This window comes from Citrobacter sp. C348, assembly GCF_047467975.1.
Lineage (GTDB): Bacteria > Pseudomonadota > Gammaproteobacteria > Enterobacterales > Enterobacteriaceae > Citrobacter > Citrobacter gillenii.
Genome location: NZ_JASJUJ010000001.1, coordinates 256,216 through 275,203, shown reverse-complemented (window position 1 = coordinate 275,203; position 18,988 = coordinate 256,216). Strand labels below are relative to the sequence as shown.

The 18,988-nt window shown below is 54.1% G+C and carries 17 protein-coding genes; 16 read left to right on the top strand and 1 reads right to left on the bottom strand.

Annotated elements, in window-relative coordinates:
* Nucleotides 1-45: 45 nt before the first annotated feature.
* Complete coding sequence (dcd, locus tag QNN86_RS01385) at nucleotides 46-627, top strand: dCTP deaminase (RefSeq protein WP_096756576.1); 582 nt, start codon at nucleotides 46-48, stop codon at nucleotides 625-627.
* A 25-nt stretch (nucleotides 628-652) separates the two neighbouring features.
* Entirely contained in the window at nucleotides 653-2,506 is a 1,854-nt protein-coding gene (asmA, locus tag QNN86_RS01380; RefSeq protein WP_181617274.1) for an outer membrane assembly protein AsmA, read from the top strand.
* A gap of 48 nt (nucleotides 2,507-2,554) precedes the next feature.
* Here asmA and QNN86_RS01375 read toward each other — a convergent pair whose 3' ends face one another.
* Nucleotides 2,555-4,141: a TerC family protein gene (locus QNN86_RS01375; protein WP_181617273.1), complete on the bottom strand. Its 1,587-nt coding sequence runs from the start codon at nucleotides 4,139-4,141 to the stop codon at nucleotides 2,555-2,557.
* A 655-nt stretch (nucleotides 4,142-4,796) separates the two neighbouring features.
* Between QNN86_RS01375 and QNN86_RS01370 the strand changes: the two genes are divergently transcribed.
* The 14 genes from QNN86_RS01370 to cpsB all read left to right on the top strand — a co-directional run bounded on the left by QNN86_RS01370 (nucleotide 4,797) and on the right by cpsB (nucleotide 18,937).
* Entirely contained in the window at nucleotides 4,797-5,936 is a 1,140-nt protein-coding gene (locus tag QNN86_RS01370; protein ID WP_181617272.1) for a polysaccharide export protein, read from the top strand.
* Between the two features lie 5 nt (nucleotides 5,937-5,941).
* The gene (gene wzb, locus QNN86_RS01365; protein WP_096756580.1) at nucleotides 5,942-6,391 is read left to right on the top strand and encodes a low molecular weight protein-tyrosine-phosphatase Wzb; all 450 of its coding nucleotides are present in this window, start codon (nucleotides 5,942-5,944) and stop codon (nucleotides 6,389-6,391) included.
* Nucleotides 6,388-8,550 carry a tyrosine-protein kinase Wzc gene (wzc, locus tag QNN86_RS01360; protein ID WP_181617271.1) on the top strand — a complete coding sequence of 721 codons (2,163 nt, stop codon included), beginning with the start codon at nucleotides 6,388-6,390 and terminating at the stop codon, nucleotides 8,548-8,550. The genes wzb and wzc overlap by 4 nt, the downstream gene beginning before the upstream one ends.
* 75 nt (nucleotides 8,551-8,625) lie before the next feature.
* The gene (gene wcaA, locus QNN86_RS01355; protein ID WP_181617270.1) at nucleotides 8,626-9,468 is read left to right on the top strand and encodes a colanic acid biosynthesis glycosyltransferase WcaA; all 843 of its coding nucleotides are present in this window, start codon (nucleotides 8,626-8,628) and stop codon (nucleotides 9,466-9,468) included.
* A gap of 2 nt (nucleotides 9,469-9,470) precedes the next feature.
* Nucleotides 9,471-9,959, top strand: a complete 489-nt coding sequence (gene wcaB, locus QNN86_RS01350) for a colanic acid biosynthesis acetyltransferase WcaB (RefSeq protein WP_181617269.1) — start codon at nucleotides 9,471-9,473, stop codon at nucleotides 9,957-9,959.
* Entirely contained in the window at nucleotides 9,956-11,173 is a 1,218-nt protein-coding gene (gene wcaC, locus QNN86_RS01345; RefSeq protein WP_181617268.1) for a colanic acid biosynthesis glycosyltransferase WcaC, read from the top strand. The genes wcaB and wcaC overlap by 4 nt, the downstream gene beginning before the upstream one ends.
* Nucleotides 11,148-12,365, top strand: coding sequence for a colanic acid polymerase WcaD (gene wcaD / locus QNN86_RS01340; protein WP_182269618.1), 1,218 nt, complete (start codon nucleotides 11,148-11,150; stop codon nucleotides 12,363-12,365). The genes wcaC and wcaD overlap by 26 nt, the downstream gene beginning before the upstream one ends.
* A gap of 5 nt (nucleotides 12,366-12,370) precedes the next feature.
* Nucleotides 12,371-13,117 carry a colanic acid biosynthesis glycosyltransferase WcaE gene (gene wcaE / locus QNN86_RS01335; protein WP_182269619.1) on the top strand — a complete coding sequence of 249 codons (747 nt, stop codon included), beginning with the start codon at nucleotides 12,371-12,373 and terminating at the stop codon, nucleotides 13,115-13,117.
* A 9-nt stretch (nucleotides 13,118-13,126) separates the two neighbouring features.
* A complete protein-coding gene (gene wcaF / locus QNN86_RS01330; protein ID WP_096756587.1) occupies nucleotides 13,127-13,681 on the top strand; it encodes a colanic acid biosynthesis acetyltransferase WcaF in 555 nt (184 codons plus the stop codon).
* Between the two features lie 24 nt (nucleotides 13,682-13,705).
* The gene (gmd, locus tag QNN86_RS01325; protein WP_181617264.1) at nucleotides 13,706-14,827 is read left to right on the top strand and encodes a GDP-mannose 4,6-dehydratase; all 1,122 of its coding nucleotides are present in this window, start codon (nucleotides 13,706-13,708) and stop codon (nucleotides 14,825-14,827) included.
* 2 nt (nucleotides 14,828-14,829) lie between these two features.
* Entirely contained in the window at nucleotides 14,830-15,795 is a 966-nt protein-coding gene (fcl, locus tag QNN86_RS01320) for a GDP-L-fucose synthase (RefSeq protein ID WP_181540670.1), read from the top strand.
* 2 nt (nucleotides 15,796-15,797) lie between these two features.
* A complete protein-coding gene (locus QNN86_RS01315; protein WP_115258101.1) occupies nucleotides 15,798-16,277 on the top strand; it encodes a GDP-mannose mannosyl hydrolase in 480 nt (159 codons plus the stop codon).
* The gene (wcaI, locus tag QNN86_RS01310; protein WP_181617263.1) at nucleotides 16,274-17,497 is read left to right on the top strand and encodes a colanic acid biosynthesis fucosyltransferase WcaI; all 1,224 of its coding nucleotides are present in this window, start codon (nucleotides 16,274-16,276) and stop codon (nucleotides 17,495-17,497) included. Before QNN86_RS01315 ends, wcaI begins: the two co-directional genes overlap by 4 nt.
* Before the next feature lie 3 nt (nucleotides 17,498-17,500).
* Complete coding sequence (cpsB, locus tag QNN86_RS01305; protein ID WP_181617262.1) at nucleotides 17,501-18,937, top strand: mannose-1-phosphate guanyltransferase; 1,437 nt, start codon at nucleotides 17,501-17,503, stop codon at nucleotides 18,935-18,937.
* Nucleotides 18,938-18,988: the final 51 nt, after the last annotated feature.

The window sequence follows — 18,988 nt, the reverse complement described above, 5'->3', positions numbered from 1 at the left end:
ACGCACCTGGCGTTAAGGGGTTGAAGCACGAAAGGAGAAAGTGCCATGCGTTTATGTGACCGAGATATTGAAGCCTGGTTGGATGCAGGTCGTCTGTCGATCAATCCACGTCCTCCTGTCGAGCGTATTAATGGCGCAACGGTAGATGTGCGTCTTGGTAATAAATTCCGTACGTTCCGCGGTCATACGGCAGCGTATATCGATTTGAGCGGGCCTAAGGATGAAGTTAGCGCCGCGCTGGATCGCGTGATGAGTGATGAGATTGTCCTTGCCGAAGGCGAAGCATTTTTCCTGCATCCCGGCGAGTTAGCGCTGGCCGTAACCTTTGAATCCGTGACGCTTCCGGCAGATTTGGTTGGCTGGTTAGACGGACGTTCGTCGCTGGCGCGTCTGGGCCTGATGGTTCACGTGACCGCGCATCGCATCGATCCGGGCTGGTCAGGGTGCATTGTGCTGGAATTTTATAACTCCGGAAAATTACCGCTGGCCTTGCGCCCGGGTATGCCGATTGGTGCGCTGAGTTTTGAACCGCTCTCCGGTCCGGCTGCGCGTCCCTACAATCGCCGTCAGGATGCGAAGTATCGCGACCAGCAGGGCGCAGTAGCCAGCCGGATTGATAAAGACTGATTTTTTTCAGCCCTTTGGGGATAGCATGAGACGATTTCTGACGACGCTGATGATTCTCCTGGTCGTGCTGGTGGCCGGTTTCTCTGCGTTAGTAATGTTGGTGAATCCAAATGATTTTCGCGCGTACATGGTGAAGCAGGTTGCTGCCCGCAGCGGATATCAATTGCAACTGGACGGCCCCCTGCGCTGGCACGTCTGGCCCCAACTTAGCATCCTCACCGGACGCATGGTGTTAACGGCTGAAGGGGCCAGCGAACCGCTGGTGCGTGCCGACAATATGCGTCTGGACGTCGCGTTATGGCCGCTGTTGAGCCACCAGCTCAGCGTGAAGCAGGTGATGCTCAAAGGCGCCGTTATTCAGCTGACGCCGCAGACTGAAGCGGTGCGTGGCGAAGATTCGCCCATTGCCCCGAAAGACAATACGTTGCCGGATGTTGCTGAAGATCGCGGATGGTCGTTTGACATTGCGCGCCTGCGCGTTGCTGACAGCGTGCTGGTGTTCCAGCATGAAGACGATGAACAGATTACGGTTCGCGACATTCGCCTGGAAATGGAACAGGACGCTCAGCACCGCGGAACCTTTGACTTCTCTGGTCGCGTAAACCGCGATCAGCGCGATCTGGCGTTAGCCTTTAACGGTAGCGTTGATGCGTCTGACTACCCGCATAACCTGGCGGCCAATATCGAGAAGCTCAGTTGGCAGTTACAGGGCGCCGATTTGCCGCCGCAGGGGATCCAGGGGCAGGGTAAGCTGCAGGTTCAGTGGCAGGAAGAGAATAAACAGCTCGCGTTTAACCAGATTGCGTTGACGGCCAACGATAGCACGCTGGCCGGGCAAGCCCGTGTCTCGCTGTCTGATAAACCGGACTGGGGCGTCGATCTGCGCTTTGGCCTACTCAATCTGGATAACCTGCTGGTGCAACGTGACGCCGCGGCGGCAACGAACGTCGAGGTGCAACAGGGGCAAAGCCAGTCAACGCTCGCGCGACCGGTGATTGCCTCCCAGGTCGATGCCGTGTCGTATCAGGGGCTCAGGGGCTTTGCCGCTGACATTGCGCTACAGGCAGACAAAGTCCTGTGGCGTAACATGGCCTTTGATAACGTTTCAGCCAAAATGGCGAATCAGTCAGGCTTGCTGAGTATCACTGAATTGCAGGGGACGAGTGAGGGTGGGCTGATTTCACTGCCCGGCAAGCTGGATGCCAGAAAGGCGCAGCCTCACGCGCTCTTTCATCCGCGTCTGGAAAACGTCGAAATCGGTACCATCCTGAAAGCCTTTAACTATCCGATTGCGCTTACCGGCAAGCTGTCGCTGGCGGGCGATTTTTCCGGTTCTGATATTGACGCGCAGGCGTTCCGTCACAGCTGGCAAGGGCAGGCCCACGTTGATATGAGCGACACCCGCATGGAAGGGATGAACTTCCAGCAGCTGGTACAGCAGGCCGTTGAGCGCAGCGGCGGCGACGTGAAGTCTCAGCAGAGTCTGGACAACGTGACCCGACTGGATCGTTTTGTCACCGAGCTGTCGCTGGATAACGGCAAGGTGTCGTTGGATGAGATGGAAGGGCTGTCTTCCATGTTAGCGCTTTCCGGTAAAGGGACGCTGGATCTGGTTGAGCAGACGTGTGACACGCAGTTTAACGTGCGTGTGTTGGGCGGCTGGGATGGGGAAAGCAAGCTGATTGACTTCCTGAAAGCCACGCCGGTTCCGCTGCGTATTTATGGGCCATGGCAGGCGTTGAACTATAACCTGCAGGTGGACCAGCTGCTGCGTAAGCATGTACAGGATGAAGCGAAACGTCGGCTGAACGACTGGGCCGATCGCAACAAAGAGTCCCGTAGCGGCAAAGATGTGAAAAAACTGCTGGATAAACTCTGACGGATAATGCCGGATGACGGCGCGATTGCGCCTCATCCGGCACGTTACCTACACTTCGTAATCCATCTCTTCGTCATTATTGTGCAGCGGGATTAACTGGACCTTTTGCACCCGGTGGTTTTCCACCTGCAACGTTTTCAGTCGATAGTCGCCCACCTGCACTTCTTCCCCGGTTTTCGGTATACGCTGCAAATATTCCATCAACAGCCCGGCAATGGTGTGATATTCCCGTTTCTCATCGAGGGGAATCGGGACGTATTGCACCAGATCTTCCAGCGGCATATGCCCGTTAGCCGTCCATGAACCGTCAGCATTTTTCTGAATGTCGTGGCGGGCGTCGATCTCTTCCACTTCATTCGGCAGGTTTCCGGCGATGGTTTCCATCACGTCGCTCAGCGTCACAAGTCCCTCTACGGAACCAAACTCATCCGCCACAAACGCAAAGTGGGTTCGGGCATTACGGAACTGCTCCAGCGCCGGCAGTAGCGGCAGGGTCTCCGGGAATACCAGCGGTTGGCGGATCAAGGCGCGTAGATCGAGCGGTTCGCCGCGCAGCGACTGTTGCAGCAGGTCGATGACGTGCACCACGCCGAGCAGTTCTTCCTGCTCATCTTCTCCGGTGACCACCAGACGCGTGTGCTGGTTTTTCTCCAGCAGGGCGCGGATCTCCGCTTCGGGTGCGTTAAGGTCGATATGCTCAATATCATGGCGCGAGGTCATAATGCTGCTGACGGTGCGCTGATTCAGATTCAGCACACGTTCAATCATCCGGCGCTCCTGCGGGGCAAAAATCTGACCGTCATGATGATCAGCCAGCATGGCTGCTGTTTCAGCATCCAGTTCGGCATCTTCTTTTTGTCCACTCAGCAGACGCATCACCGCCTCAGCGGTACGCTGGCGCAGGGTATGATTGGCTGACAGAAAACGGCGGCGGTTGAAGATGGCCAGCTGATTTAATGCCTCAATCATGACCGAGAAGCCGATAGCCGCGTACAGGTAGCCTTTTGGAATGCGGAAACCAAACCCTTCGGCGACCAGGCTGAAGCCGATCATCAGCAGGAAGCTAAGACACAGAATAACGATGGTAGGGTGGCTGTTGACAAAGCGGGTCAACGACTTGCTGGCCAGCACCATCAGGCTAATGGCAATAATGACGGCGGCCATCATCACGGCCAGATGATCGACCATCCCGACGGCGGTGATCACCGAGTCGAGCGAGAAGATGGCATCCAGCACCACGATTTGTGCGACCACGCCCCAAAACTTCGCACCTTTACGCTGGGTGGGGTTATCGCTGTCTTTCCCCTCCAGCCGCTCATTGAGCTCCATTGTGGCTTTGAACAGCAGGAAGAAGCCCCCGAAGAGCATGATCAGGTCTCGTGCGCTAAAGCTCAGATCCCGAATGCTAAACAGTGGGGTGGTCAGCGTGACCAGCCAGGAGATTGAGGCCAGCAGCAGCAGACGCATCACCATCGCCAGCAGGAGCCCGGTAATACGCGCCTTGTCCCGCTGGGCTGGAGGTAATTTCTCCGCGAGGATGGCAATAAAAACAAGATTATCAATGCCAAGAACAAGTTCGATCACGATTAGCGTGACGAGTCCGGCCCAGATTGACGGATCGGCAATCCATTCCATAGTAAAAATGATACCCATAGTTGTATGACAATTGTCACAATTCGATCATGGATAAAGCCAGCGAAAAATGCAATGCCGGAAACGGATTTCTCTGTTATTGATATCAGGCGGGCACCGGGGAAATAGCCATAATGTTGCTGCAGGAAATAATTCTTTAACGCGACTTATATTTAAGAAATATCGCAGGTGGTCTGTTTTTTATATTAGCACTGTCAATATCAATAAAATCCTAAAAATATTCAAATTTCATTCTTAATATTAATCTTAAAAGCAAGAGGTAGCGGCGTTGTTATCTTGCCTGCTATTCCTTTAGCTGCAACAATTCTTTCCGTATATAACAAGAGGCCTATTTCTTCCTTGCTCCGTGCTGCATTTCCTGATGTGACGCGGAGAAGGGTATGGCGAAAATAAAGGGGAAGGTAAAAATTTAAATTAATCAGTGCATTGGTAGCTAACAAAGCCAGGGGCGGTAGCGTGTCTGGTCGCCTGAAACCCTGCCTGAATTATTGTGTCAACAGACCGCAGATGAATTCAATATTTTTAGGATTGATGCCAGTTAAATTTCGTTTCAATTAACGGCAAGGTAAATGTGAACAGGTGAAACTGCCATTTAGAAAGCACGTGATAATGACTCTGCCAAAGTGATAAATAATCAATGATGAAATCCAAAATTAAATTGATACCCGTCCTGGTGTCGGTGATCCTGATAAACGGTTGTACCGTACTACCGGGCAGCAATATGTCGACGATGGGTAAAGACGTGATTAAACAGCAGGACGCTGATTTCGATCTTGACCGTATGGTGAATGTTTATCCACTGACGCCCCGACTGGTAGAACAATTACGCCCACGGCCGAATGTCGCTCAACCCAATATGTCGCTGGACCAGGAGATTTCCGGATACCAGTATCGCGTTGGCCCGGGCGACGTCCTGAATGTGACCGTCTGGGACCATCCGGAACTGACCACGCCAGCGGGGCAATACCGCAGCTCCAGCGATGCCGGCAACTGGGTTCAGCCCGATGGCACCATGTTTTATCCCTACATTGGCAAAGTCAACGTGTCCGGGAAAACGTTGGCAGAAATCCGCAGTGATATTACCGGGCGCTTAGCGAAGTACATTGCTGACCCGCAGGTGGACGTTAATATCGCCGCTTTCCGCTCGCAGAAGGCTTACGTCTCCGGGCAGGTGAACAAATCCGGCCAGCAGGCCATTACCAACGTACCGTTAACCATTCTCGACGCCATTAATGCCGCTGGCGGCCTGACCGAGGCGGCGGACTGGCGTAACGTCGTGCTGACCCATAACGGTCAGGAGCAGCGAATTTCCCTGCAGGCACTGATGCAAAATGGCGATCTCAGCCAGAACCGACTGCTTTACCCAGGCGACATCCTGTTTGTTCCACGCAACGACGATCTGAAAGTCTTCGTAATGGGGGAAGTGAAGAAACAGAGCACCCTCAAAATGGACTTCAGCGGTATGACGCTAACCGAAGCGTTGGGCAATGCGGAAGGGATCGACCTGACCACCTCCAATGCCAGCGGCATCTTCGTCATTCGACCATTGAAAGGCGAGGGCGCACGCAACGGCAAGATTGCCAATATTTATCAGCTCGATATGTCCGATGCCACCTCTCTGGTGATGGCGACGGAATTCCGCCTTCAGCCTTACGACGTGGTGTATGTCACTACCGCACCGGTCGCCCGCTGGAACCGTTTGATCAATCAGTTGCTGCCGACCATTAGCGGTGTTCGTTATATGACGGATACGGCCAGCGACCTTCACAACTGGTAATCGACATGTTTAACAAAATCTTAGTTGTCTGCGTGGGGAACATTTGCCGTTCCCCAACGGCAGAGCGCCTGTTAAGGCAGTTTCATCCGGCGTTGACGGTCGCCTCTGCAGGTCTCGGGGCGCTGGTGGGCAAGGGAGCCGACCCGTGTGCGGTGAGCGTGGCGCAGGCACATAACCTGTCGCTGGAGAATCATTGTGCGCGGCAAATCTCAGGAAAAATGTGCCGGGATTACGACCTGATCCTCACCATGGAGAAGCGTCACATTACCGCGCTGTGTGATATGGCACCGGAGATGCGCGGCAAGGTGATGCTATTTGGTCACTGGGACAGTGAGCGCGAAATACCTGACCCTTACCGTAAAAGCCAGGATGCGTTTGACGCGGTGTACGCCTTACTTGAACAGTCTGCCCGCCAATGGGCTCAGGCACTGAACGCGGAGCAGGGAAAACAATGACAGAGAACGTAAAACAGTCTGCTGCGTCAGCAACCGGCAATGATGAAATTGATATCGGTCGCCTGGTCGGGACGGTGCTGGAAGCGCGCTGGTGGGTGCTGGGTATTACCGCGGCCTTTACGCTGTGCGCGGCCATTTACACGCTGTTTGCCACGCCTATCTACAGTGCCGATGCGCTGGTGCAGATTGAGCAAAACACCGGCAATTCACTGGTGCAGGATATCGGCTCGGCGTTATCGAATAAACCACCCGCCTCGGAAGCCGAAATTCAGCTGATTAAGTCGCGGCTGGTATTGGGGAAAACGGTGGACGATCTGGATCTGGATATCGCCGTCACCAAGGAGACGTTCCCGCTGTTTGGGGCAGGTTGGGACCGGCTGATGGGCCGCCAGAACGAAACGGTTAACGTGACGACGTTCGCCTTACCAAAGGCAATGAATGAATACACGTTCACCCTTAAGGTACTGAATGATAAAAGTTATCAGCTGGTCAGTGACGGCGGTTTTAGCGCCCAGGGTCAGGTTGGAAAGCCGTTAAACCACGGCGGCGTCACGATGCAGGTCAACGCTATTCATGCTGCTGCTGGCAGCGCCTTTACTGTCAGCAAATATTCCACGCTGGGCATGATAAACGCCCTGCAAAATAACCTCAGCGTGACGGAAACCGGCAAAGACACCGGCGTTTTGAGCCTGACGTTCACCGGCGAGGACCGCGAGCAGATCCGCCAGATCCTCGACAGCATCACCCGTAACTACCTTGAACAAAATATAGTGCGCAAATCCGAAGAGGCCGCCAAAAGCCTGGCATTTTTGGCCAGGCAGTTGCCGGAGGTGCGTAACCGTCTGGACGTTGCCGAAAATAAACTGAACGCCTTTCGTCAGGATAAAGATTCGGTCGATTTACCGCTGGAAGCCAAAGCGGTGCTGGATTCGATGGTTAACATTGACGCCCAGTTGAATGAACTGACGTTCAAGGAGGCGGAAATCTCCAAGCTGTTCACCAAAGCGCATCCGGCTTACCGCACGCTGCTGGAAAAACGTCAGGCGCTGGAAGATGAGAAAGGCAAACTGAACGGCCGGGTTACGGCGATGCCAAAAACGCAGCAGGAAATTGTCCGTTTGACCCGCGATGTGGAGTCCGGTCAGCAGGTCTATATGCAGTTGCTGAACAAGCAGCAGGAGCTGAAGATAACCGAAGCCAGCACGGTAGGGGATGTGCGTATTGTCGACCCGGCCATTGCTCAGCCCGGCGTGCTGAAGCCGAAAACTGCGCTGATTATTCTCGGCAGTATTCTGCTAGGCCTGATGCTGTCGGTGGTCGGCGTGCTGCTGCGTTCGCTGTTCAACCGCGGAATCGAAAGCCCGCAGGCGCTGGAAGAACAGGGAATCAACGTATATGCCAGTATTCCGCTGTCGGAATGGCAAAAAGCGCGTGATAACGTGCAGACCATTAAAGGCATCAAACGATACAAGCAAAGCCAATTACTCGCGGTGGGGAACCCCACGGATCTGGCGATAGAAGCGGTGCGCAGCCTGCGCACCAGCCTGCACTTCGCCATGATGCAGGCGCGCAATAATGTGCTGATGCTCACTGGCGTCAGCCCATCAATTGGCAAAACCTTTGTCTGTGCCAACCTGGCGGCGGTGATCAGCCAGACCAATAAACGCGTGCTGCTGATCGACTGCGATATGCGCAAAGGGTACACGCATGAGTTGCTGGGCACCAATAACGTCAACGGTCTGTCCGACATCCTTGTGGGTAAGGGCGATATGGCCACTTGCGCCAAACCGACGTCTATTCCTCATTTCGATCTGGTCCCGCGCGGTCAGGTGCCACCCAACCCTTCTGAACTGCTGATGAGCGAGCGTTTTGGCGAGCTGATTGCCTGGGCCAGTGCGCGCTATGACCTGGTACTGATTGATACCCCGCCGATTCTGGCGGTGACCGACGCGGCCATTGTTGGCCGTCATGTTGGCACCACGCTGATGGTCGCTCGTTATGCCGTCAACACCCTGAAAGAGGTGGAAACCAGCCTGAGCCGCTTTGAGCAAAACGGGATTCAGGTTAAGGGCGTGATCCTCAACTCCATCTTCCGACGCGCAAGTGGGTATCAGGATTACGGCTACTACGAATATGCATACACGTCGGATGCGAAATAAATAACCAACCCTGCCGGATGCGGCGTAAACGCCTTATCCGGCCTACAGAAATCTATTTATACCCTGGGAATGAAAATGACCACAGACAACCCGCTCATTTCAATTTATATGCCGACCTGGAATCGTCAGCAACTGGCGATCCGGGCGATTAAATCGGTCCTGCGTCAGGATTATCCGCACTGGGAGATGATCATCGTGGATGACTGCTCCTCTGCGTATGAACAATTAAAGCAGTATGTAGAAGAGCTGAACGATCCGCGCGTCACCTATACCCATAATGCCTTTAATTCCGGGGCGTGCGCGGTGCGCAATCAGGCCATTATGCAGGCCAGCGGGCAGTACATTACTGGTATTGATGACGACGATGAGTGGACGCCGAATCGCCTGAGCGTGTTCCTTAAAGATCGCCATCAGCTGGTGACGCGGGCGTTTCTGTATGCCAATGATTATATCTGTGAAGGCGAAGTCTATTCCCAGCCCGCCAGCCTGCCGCTGTATCCCAAGTCGGTGTACTCACGGCGTAGGTTCTATAAACGCAACATTATTGGCAATCAGGTCTTTAGCTGGGCGTGGCGGTTCAAAGCCTGCCTGTTCGATACCTCGCTGAAAGCGGCACAGGATTATGACATTTTTCTGCGCATGGTGGTGGCCTATGGCGAGCCATGGAAGGTCAATGAAGCCACGCAGATCCTGCACGTGAATCACGGCGAGATGCGCATTACCTCATCGCCGAAAAAATTCTCCGGTTACTTCCAGTTTTACCGTAAGCACAAAGGCAAATTTGACCGCGCCAGCAAAAAATATCAGCTGTTTACGCTGTATCAGATCCGCAACAAACGCATGAACTGGCGCACGTTACTGACCCTGTTGTCGCTGCGTAACGGTAAACGCCTGGCCGACGGTCTACGGGGGCGCTAAGTATGCTGGAAGATATCCGCGCCAATAGCTGGAGTCTGCGCCCGTGCTGCATGGTGATGGCCTATCGGGTCGCCCATTTTTGCTCTGTCTGGCGCAAAAAAAACGTGCTGAATAACCTGTGGGCCGCACCGGTGCTGGTGATGTATCGCCTGATTACCGAATGTATTTTCGGCTATGAAATCCAGGCGGCTGCGACTATCGGCCGTCGTTTTACTATTCATCATGGCTATGGCGTAGTCATCAACAAACGCGTGGTGGCCGGGGACGATTTTACCCTGCGTCATGGCGTGACCATCGGCAACCTCGGCGCAAACGATCTGGCCTGTCCGACGCTCGGGAACGGCGTTGAGCTGGGGGCCAATGTCACCTTGCTGGGCGATGTCGTCATTGGTCATAACGTGACGATTGGCGCTGGCAGCGTTGTCGTGGACAGCGTGCCGGATAATACGCTGGTGGTGGGCGAGAAAGCACGAGTAAAGGATGTAAAATGAATATCCTGCAATTTAATGTCCGACTGGCAGAGGGCGGCGCGGCAGGGGTGGCGCTGGATTTACACCTGCGGGCGATGGAGCATGGGCTGTCGTCGCGCTTCATTTATGGCTACGGCAAAAGCGGTAAGAAAAGCCTCAGCCACCCTCATTATCCGCAGGTGTTCAAGCATACGCCGCGCCTGACGTCGGCGCTGAATATTGCGCTGTTTCGCTTCGCTAACCGCGACCTGTTTGGCAATCTCGACAATCTGTATCGTACAGTCACCCGCACCGCAGGCCCGTTGGTGCTGCATTTTCACGTGCTGCACAGCTACTGGCTGAATCTGGAACAGGTGGTGACGTTTTGTCAAAAGGTGCAGGCGCATAAACCGGACATCACCTTTGTCTGGACGCTGCACGATCACTGGAGCGTGACCGGGCGCTGCGCGTTTACTGACGGCTGCGAAGGCTGGAAAACCGGCTGCCGGAAATGCCCGACGCTGAGTAATTATCCGCCGGTTAAGGTTGATAAAGCGCATCAACAACTGCCCGGCAAACGCCAGATGTTTCGCGCCATGCTGGCGCTGGGTTGTCAGTTTATCTCCCCCAGTCAGCATGTGGCTGACGCGTTTAACAGCCTGTACGGTGCGGGGCGCTGCGCCATTATCAACAACGGGATCGATGTCGCGACCGAAGCCATTCTCAGTGATTTGCCGCTAAACGATGAGCCTCACAGCCGGCCGAAAATCGCCATTGTGGCTCACGACCTGCGCTATGACGGTAAAACCAACCAACAGTTGGTGCGACAGATGATGGCGCTGGGCGACAAAATAGAGCTGCATACCTTCGGCAAATTCTCGCCGTTTAGCGGCGCGAACGTGGTCAATCATGGATTTGAAACCGACAAGTGCATACTGATGAGTGCGCTTAACCTGATGGATGGACTGGTGTTCAGCTCGCGAGTGGATAACTACCCGCTGATTTTATGCGAAGCGCTTTCTATCGGCGTACCGGTGATTGCCACGCACAGTGAGGCCGCGCAGGAAGTGCTGGCGAAATCGGGGGGAAAAACCTTCAGTGAAGAGGATGTCCTGCAGCTGGTGCAGTGCAATAAAACGGCGATCGCGCAGGCGGTATTTGGTACGTCGCTGGCGGCCTTTCGCCAGCGCAGCCGCAGCGCTTACAGCGGCCAACAGATGCTGGAGGACTATGTCTCGTTCTATCAGAATCTGTAGCTATTTGATACTGCCGCTGCTGTACCTGCTGGTCAACGTCAAGCTTGTGCAGTTGGGGGAAAGTTTTCCGGTCACCGTGGTCACGTTTTTGCCGCTGCTGTTGTTGCTGTTTGTTGAGCGTATCAATATCAAAAAACTGCTGATTGCGCTGGGGATTGGCGGTGGGCTGACGGCCTTTAATTACCTGTTTGGTCAGTCGCTGGATGCCAGCAAATATGTGACCTCCACCATGCTGTTTGTCTATACGGTGATCATTATTGGCATGGTTTGGAGTATTCGCTTTAAAACCGTCTCCCCGCATAACCACCGTAAGATTTTACGTTTTTTCTGGCTGGTGGTGGGGCTGGTGGTGGCGCTGGCTGCGGTTGAGATGGCGCAGATTATTCTCACCGGTGGCAGCAGTTTAATGGAAGCAATTTCGAAATATCTTATTTACAGCAACAGTTATGTTCTGAACTTTATTAAGTTTGGTGGTAAACGAACTACCGCGCTTTATTTCGAACCGGCATTCTTTGCTCTGGCATTAATCTCAATTTGGCTCAGCATCAAACAGTTTGGTATCAAAACGCCTAAGACCGATGCTATGATTCTGGCAGGGGTGATATTATCAGGATCATTTTCAGGGGTAATGACCTTTATTTTATTTTACCTGCTGGAGTGGGCATTTCAGTATCTGAACAAAGAAGCGATAAAAAAGAAGTTACCGCTGGCGATAATCTCACTTAGCGTGTTTATGGTTGGCGTAATATTTGCTTTCCCCTACATTGCCGCACGACTTGGTGATTTAGGCACGGAAGGGTCGTCATCGTATTACCGTATTGTGGGGCCGCTGGTGATGGTCGGTTATTCATTACTCAATATCGATGGCGTAGTCAGATTTGGCTCACTTTATGAATATGTAGCGTCATTCGGAATCTTTAACGGTGCAGATGTCGGAAAAACAATAGACAATGGTTTGTATCTGCTGATTATTTATTTCTCATGGTTCGCTGTGATATTAGCGGTGTGGTACATGGGAAAGGTTCTGAAAATGATGTTGAATGCGTTTGGCGATAATCCGAATTATCAGGTACAGCTTTATCTTTTTACGCCGCTGTCGCTGTTTTTTACCGGTTCAGTATTTAGCCCGGAATATGCGTTTTTAATTGTTTGTCCGTTTATTATGCGCAAGGCGCTAAATATCGCGAGGTAATTCCTATGCTGCTCACTATTATCACCGTCGCCTTTCGTAATCTGCAGGGGATCGTCAAAACCCACGCATCGCTAGCCCATCTGGCGCAGGCGGGCGACATCAGCTTTGAATGGATTGTGATCGATGGCGGTTCTGCGGACGGTACGCAGGCATTTCTGGAAAATCTCAACGGTGAGCACCGGTTACGGTTTGTCAGCGAACCGGACAACGGTATTTATGATGCGATGAACAAAGGCATTGCCCTGGCGCGAGGGCGGTTCGCACTGTTTCTGAACTCCGGTGATATTCTGCATGCGGATGCTGCGTCATTTATCCGCCAGCTCAAAACGCAAAGCGACAAGGCGATGGTGATCGGCGATGCGCTGCTGGATTTTGGTGATGGAAACAAAATTAAGCGTCGTGCCAAGCCTGGTTGGTATATTTATCACAGCCTGCCGGCCAGTCATCAGGCGATATTTTTTCCGGTCAGTGGATTGCATACCTGGCGCTACGATCTGCAATTTAACGTGTCGTCTGATTATGCGCTGGCCGCAAAATTATATAAATCTGGTTATGCCTTTAAAAAATTAAGCGGACTGGTCTCTGAGTTTTCTATGGGCGGCGTATCGACGACAAATAATCTTGAGTTATGTCGGGATGCAAAAAAGGTCCAGCGTCAGATATTACATATGCCGGGCTTTTGGGCCGAACTGTCCTGGCATTTGCGCTTACGCACCACCGGTAAGACCAAAACCTTATATGGCAAAATGTAAGGGGTAACTATGCAGGATTTAAAAGGCTTCACGATGCCGAAAGGCTTTCGCGGAGGTGGTGCAATTAAAGTGCAATTATGGTGGGCGGTACAGTCAACATTATTTCGACTATCACCGCAGGTGATGTACCGCTGGCGCGCATTTTTATTACGTTTATTCGGCGCGAAGATAGGAAAAAACGTCGTTATTCGACCTTCAGTAAAAATAACCTATCCGTGGAAATTAACCCTGGGTGATTACGCATGGGTGGGTGATGACGCGGTGTTATATACGCTGGGCACGATTACGATTGGTGCCAATGCTGTTATCTCGCAAAAAAGTTATTTATGTACCGGTAGCCATGATTATGCCAGCCCGCACTTTGATATTAACGCCACGCCGATTGTGATCGGCGAGAAATGCTGGCTGGCGACAGATGTATTTGTCGCACCCGGCGTGACGATTGGGGCGGGCACCGTCGTCGGGGCGCGAAGCAGCGTTTTTAAATCGCTGCCCGCCAATGCCGTTTGTCGGGGAAATCCTGCGGTCGTAACGCGCGAACGCGTTGAGAAAGTTACTCCCTGAGGGGATCATTTAAGAGGTGTAAACATGTCAAAAGTCGCTCTCATTACTGGCGTAACCGGGCAGGATGGTTCTTACCTGGCAGAGCTTCTGTTGGAAAAAGGGTATGAAGTTCATGGGATTAAACGTCGTGCGTCGTCGTTTAACACCGAGCGAGTGGATCATATTTATCAGGATCCGCACTCGGGTAATCCAAAATTTCATCTGCATTACGGCGATCTGACGGATACCTCCAACCTGACCCGTATTTTACAGGAAGTTCAGCCGGATGAAGTCTATAACCTCGGGGCAATGAGCCACGTGGCAGTATCGTTTGAATCCCCGGAATACACCGCGGACGTCGATGCGCTTGGTACGCTGCGCCTGCTGGAGGCGATCCGCTTCCTCGGTCTGGAAAAGAAAACCCGCTTCTATCAGGCCTCCACGTCTGAACTGTACGGCCTGGTACAGGAAACGCCGCAGAAAGAGACCACGCCGTTCTACCCGCGTTCTCCGTATGCTGTCGCCAAGCTGTACGCCTACTGGATAACCGTCAATTACCGTGAATCCTACGGCATGTTCGCCTGCAACGGCATTCTGTTTAACCATGAGTCTCCGCGCCGGGGCGAAACGTTCGTTACCCGCAAAATTACCCGGGCGATTGCCAACATTGCGCAGGGGCTGGAGTCGTGCCTGTATCTCGGCAACATGGATTCCCTGCGCGACTGGGGCCACGCCAAAGATTACGTACGCATGCAGTGGATGATGCTGCAACAGGATCAGCCGGAAGATTTTGTTATTGCCACCGGTGTGCAGTATTCCGTGCGCCAGTTTGTCGAAATGGCGGCCGCGCAGCTGGGTATTAAATTGCGTTTTGAAGGGCAGGGCGTTGAGGAGAAAGGCATTGTCGTGTCGGTGACCGGACACGATGCGCCGGGCGTTAAGCCGGGTGACGTGATGATTGCGGTCGATCCGCGTTATTTCCGTCCGGCAGAAGTCGAAACGTTGCTCGGTGACCCGGCAAAAGCGCACGACAAGCTAGGCTGGAAGCCGGAAATCACCTTGAGCCAGATGGTCAGTGAAATGGTTGCCAACGATCTGGAAGCGGCGAAGAAACATTCTCTGCTGAAATCTCACGGCTATGAGGTCGCCATCGCGCTGGAGTACTGAGGATGATGAAACAACGTATTTTTGTGGCGGGCCATCGCGGGATGGTGGGGTCCGCCATCGTCAGGCTGCTGGCCACGCGCGACAACGTGGAGCTGGTGCTGCGTACCCGTGATGAACTGAATCTGCTGGATGCCCGTGCGGTGCAGCATTTTTTTGCCACCGAACGTATCGACCAGGTGTACCTGGCGGCGGCGAAGGTGGGTGGAATCGTGGCGAACAATACTTACCCCGCTGATTTTATTTACGAAAATATGATGATTGAGAGCAACATCATTCACGCGGCGCACTGCCATAACGTGAATAAGCTGTTGTTCCTCGGCTCATCCTGCATTTACCCGAAGCTGGCCAACCAGCCGATGGGTGAAAGCGAACTGTTGCAGGGAACGCTCGAGGCCACTAATGAGCCCTACGCGATTGCCAAAATCGCCGGGATCAAACTGTGCGAGTCGTATAACCGTCAGTACGGTCGTGATTACCGCTCGGTGATGCCCACCAATCTGTACGGGCCGCAGGATAACTTTCATCCGAGTAACTCGCACGTGATCCCGGCACTGCTGCGCCGCTTTCATGAAGCCTGCGCACAAAATGCGCCGGATGTAGTGGTGTGGGGGAGCGGCACGCCAATGCGCGAGTTCCTGCACGTGGATGACATGGCTGCCGCCAGCATTCATGTGATGGAACTGGACCGCGAGGTCTGGCAGGAACATACCCAACCGATGCTGTCGCACATCAACGTGGGAACCGGCGTGGACTGCACCATTCGCGAGCTGGCGCAGACGGTCGCGAAGGTCGTGGGCTACAAAGGTCGCGTGGTGTTTGACGCCAGCAAACCGGACGGTACGCCACGCAAATTGCTGGATGTTACGCGTTTACACCAGTTGGGCTGGTACCACGAGGTCTCGCTGGAGGACGGGCTTGCCAGCACGTATCAGTGGTTCCTTGAAAATCAGCAGCGGTACCGGGGGTAAATATGTTTTTACGTCAGGAAGAATTTGCCACGGTAGTACGCTGTACACCGCTGATTTCCATTGATTTGCTGGTGGAAAATGCGCGCGGTGAGTACCTGCTGGGCCAACGCCTCAACCGTCCCGCCCAGGGACTTTGGTTTGTGCCGGGTGGACGGGTGCAGAAGGATGAACGGCTTGAGAACGCGTTTGAGCGCCTGACGTTGGCGGAACTGGGGTTACGTTTGCCGCTGTCTTCCGCGGAGTTTTACGGCGTCTGGCAGCACTTCTATGACGATAACTTTTCGGGCACCGATTTCACCACCCATTATGTGGTGCTCGGTTTTCGTCTGAAGGTGAGCGAGGCAGACCTGCGTCTGCCCGATTCCCAGCATGACGACTACTGCTGGCTGACGCCGCAGGCGTTGCTGGCCAGCGATAACGTTCACGATAACAGCCGGGCGTACTTTATGCCGCAACGTCAGGCCGGAGTGCCGGGCTTATGAAAATTCTGGTGTACGGCATTAATTATTCGCCGGAACTGACCGGGATCGGCAAATACACCGGCGAAATGGTGGAGTGGATGGCGCAAGCCGGGCATGACGTTCGGGTGATCACCGCGCCGCCTTACTACCCGCAGTGGAAAGTGAACGGCCGTTATTCCGCCTGGCGTTATCGTCGGGAAGAAGGCGATGCCACCGTCTGGCGCTGTCCGTTGTATGTGCCAAAGCAGCCCTCAACGCTGAAACGTCTGCTGCATTTGGGCAGTTTTGCCGTGAGCAGTTTTTTCCCGCTGATGGCGCAACGACGCTGGAAGCCCGATCGCATTATTGGCGTGGTGCCGACGCTGTTTTGCACACCGGGGATGCGCCTGTTGGCGAAACTCTCCGGGGCACGCACGCTGCTGCACATTCAGGATTATGAAGTTGACGCCATGCTTGGCCTCGGAATGGCCGGGAACAGCAGGGGCGGCAAAGTGGCCACATTGGCCAGCGCGTTTGAACGCAGCGGCCTGCATAACGTCGACTATGTCTCAACCATCTCGCGTTCGATGATGAATAAAGCGCAGGAAAAAGGGGTCGCTGAAGAAAAGGTCATCTTCTTTCCTAACTGGTCGGAAGTGGCGCGATTTCGCGACGTGACCGCGGATGATGCCCGGACGTTGCGGCAAAAACTCGGTGTGCCTGAAGGAAAAAAAATCATTCTTTACTCGGGCAACATCGGTGAAAAGCAGGGACTGGAGAGCGTGATTGATGCCGCCGACGAGCTTAGTGCTCAGCCCTGGCTGTTTGTGATTGTCGGGCAGGGCGGCGGCAAGGCGCGACTGGAAAACAGGGTTCGCGAGCGCGGCCTGGAAAACGTTAAATTTTTTCCCCTGCAATCTTATGACGCACTGCCTGCGCTGCTGAAGATGGCCGACTGTCATTTAGTGGTGCAAAAGCGCGGTGCGGCGGATGCGGTATTGCCCTCCAAGCTGACCAATATTCTTGCCGTGGGTGGCAATGCGGTGATCACCGCGGAGCCTGATACCGAACTGGGCCAGCTCTGCGAGGACCATCCGGGGATTGCGGTATGCGTGGAGCCGGAGTCGGTGAGCGCGCTGGTGGCCGGAATTACCCAGGCGCTAATTATGCCTGACATCAACACGGTGGCACGTGACTATGCCGAACGCACGCTGGAAAAAGACCGCGTGCTTAGCCAATTTATTGCAGATATACGGGGATAAATCATGCGTCAACGCACACTCTTTCCGGTGGTGATGGCCGGTGGCTCCGGTAGCCGGTTGTGGCCGCTGTCCCGCGTCCTGTATCCCAAGCAGTTCCTGTGCCTGAAGGGCGAACTCACCATGCTGCAAACCACGATATGCCGTCTGAACGGCGTGGAGTGCGAAAGCCCGGTGGTTATCTGCAACGAGCAGCATCGTTTTATCGTTGCCGAACAACTCAGACAACTCAACAAGTTGACCGAAAATATCATTCTGGAACCCGCCGGACGTAATACCGCCCCGGCGATTGCGTTGGCCGCGCTGGCGGCAAAACGTCACAGTCCGGACGCTGACCCGCTGATACTGGTGCTGGCGGCAGATCATGTGATTACCGACGAAGAGGCGTTTCGCGAGGCGGTTCGCAATGCGATGCCTTATGCCGAGGCGGGCAAGCTGGTGACATTTGGTATCGTGCCGGACTCGGCACAGACCGGCTACGGCTATATTCGTCGCGGTGACGTTTGCCCCGCAACTACCGATACGGTTGCCTTTGCGGTGGCACAGTTTGTGGAAAAACCGGATCAGGACACCGCACAAGCCTACGTGGCAAGCGGAGACTATTACTGGAACAGCGGCATGTTTCTGTTTCGTGCCGGGCGCTATCTGGAAGAGCTGAAAAAGTACCGCCCCGATATTCTGAGCGCCTGCGAAAAGGCAATGAGTACGGTCGATCCCGATCTCGATTTTATCCGCGTCGATGAAGCGGCATTTCTCGCCTGCCCGGAAGAGTCGGTGGACTATGCGGTGATGGAACATACCGCGGACGCGGTGGTGATGCCAATGAGCGCGGGCTGGAGTGACGTGGGATCGTGGTCTTCGCTGTGGGAGATCAGCGCTCATACCGCCGAAGGCAACGTGCATCACGGCGACGTGATCAGCCATAAAACCGAAAACAGCTACGTGTACGCGGAGTCCGGGCTGGTGACCACAGTCGGAGTGAAAGACCTGGTGGTGGTGCAGACCAAAGACGCGGTGCTGATAGCCGATCGCAACGCGGTCCAGGATGTGAAAAAAGTGGTGGAGCAGATTAAAGCTGACGGCCGCCATGAGCATCATATTCACCGCGAAGTGTACCGCCCGTGGGGCAAGTATGACTCCATCGACGCCGGAGAACGTTACCAGGTTAAACGCATTACCGTAAAACCTGGCGAGGGATTGTCGGTGCAGATGCACCATCACCGCGCAGAGCATTGGGTGGTGGTGGCTGGGACGGCGAAGGTGACGATCGATGATGACATCAAACTGCTCGGCGAAAACGAGTCTGTCTATATCCCTCTGGGAGCGACGCACTGTCTGGAGAACCCCGGAAAAATCCCGCTCGATCTGATTGAAGTGCGATCGGGATCCTACCTCGAAGAGGACGACGTAGTGCGCTTTGCCGATCGCTACGGTCGGGTGTAGGCACTGAATATCTTGCCGGATGGCGCTGCGCTTATCCGGCCTACAACACCG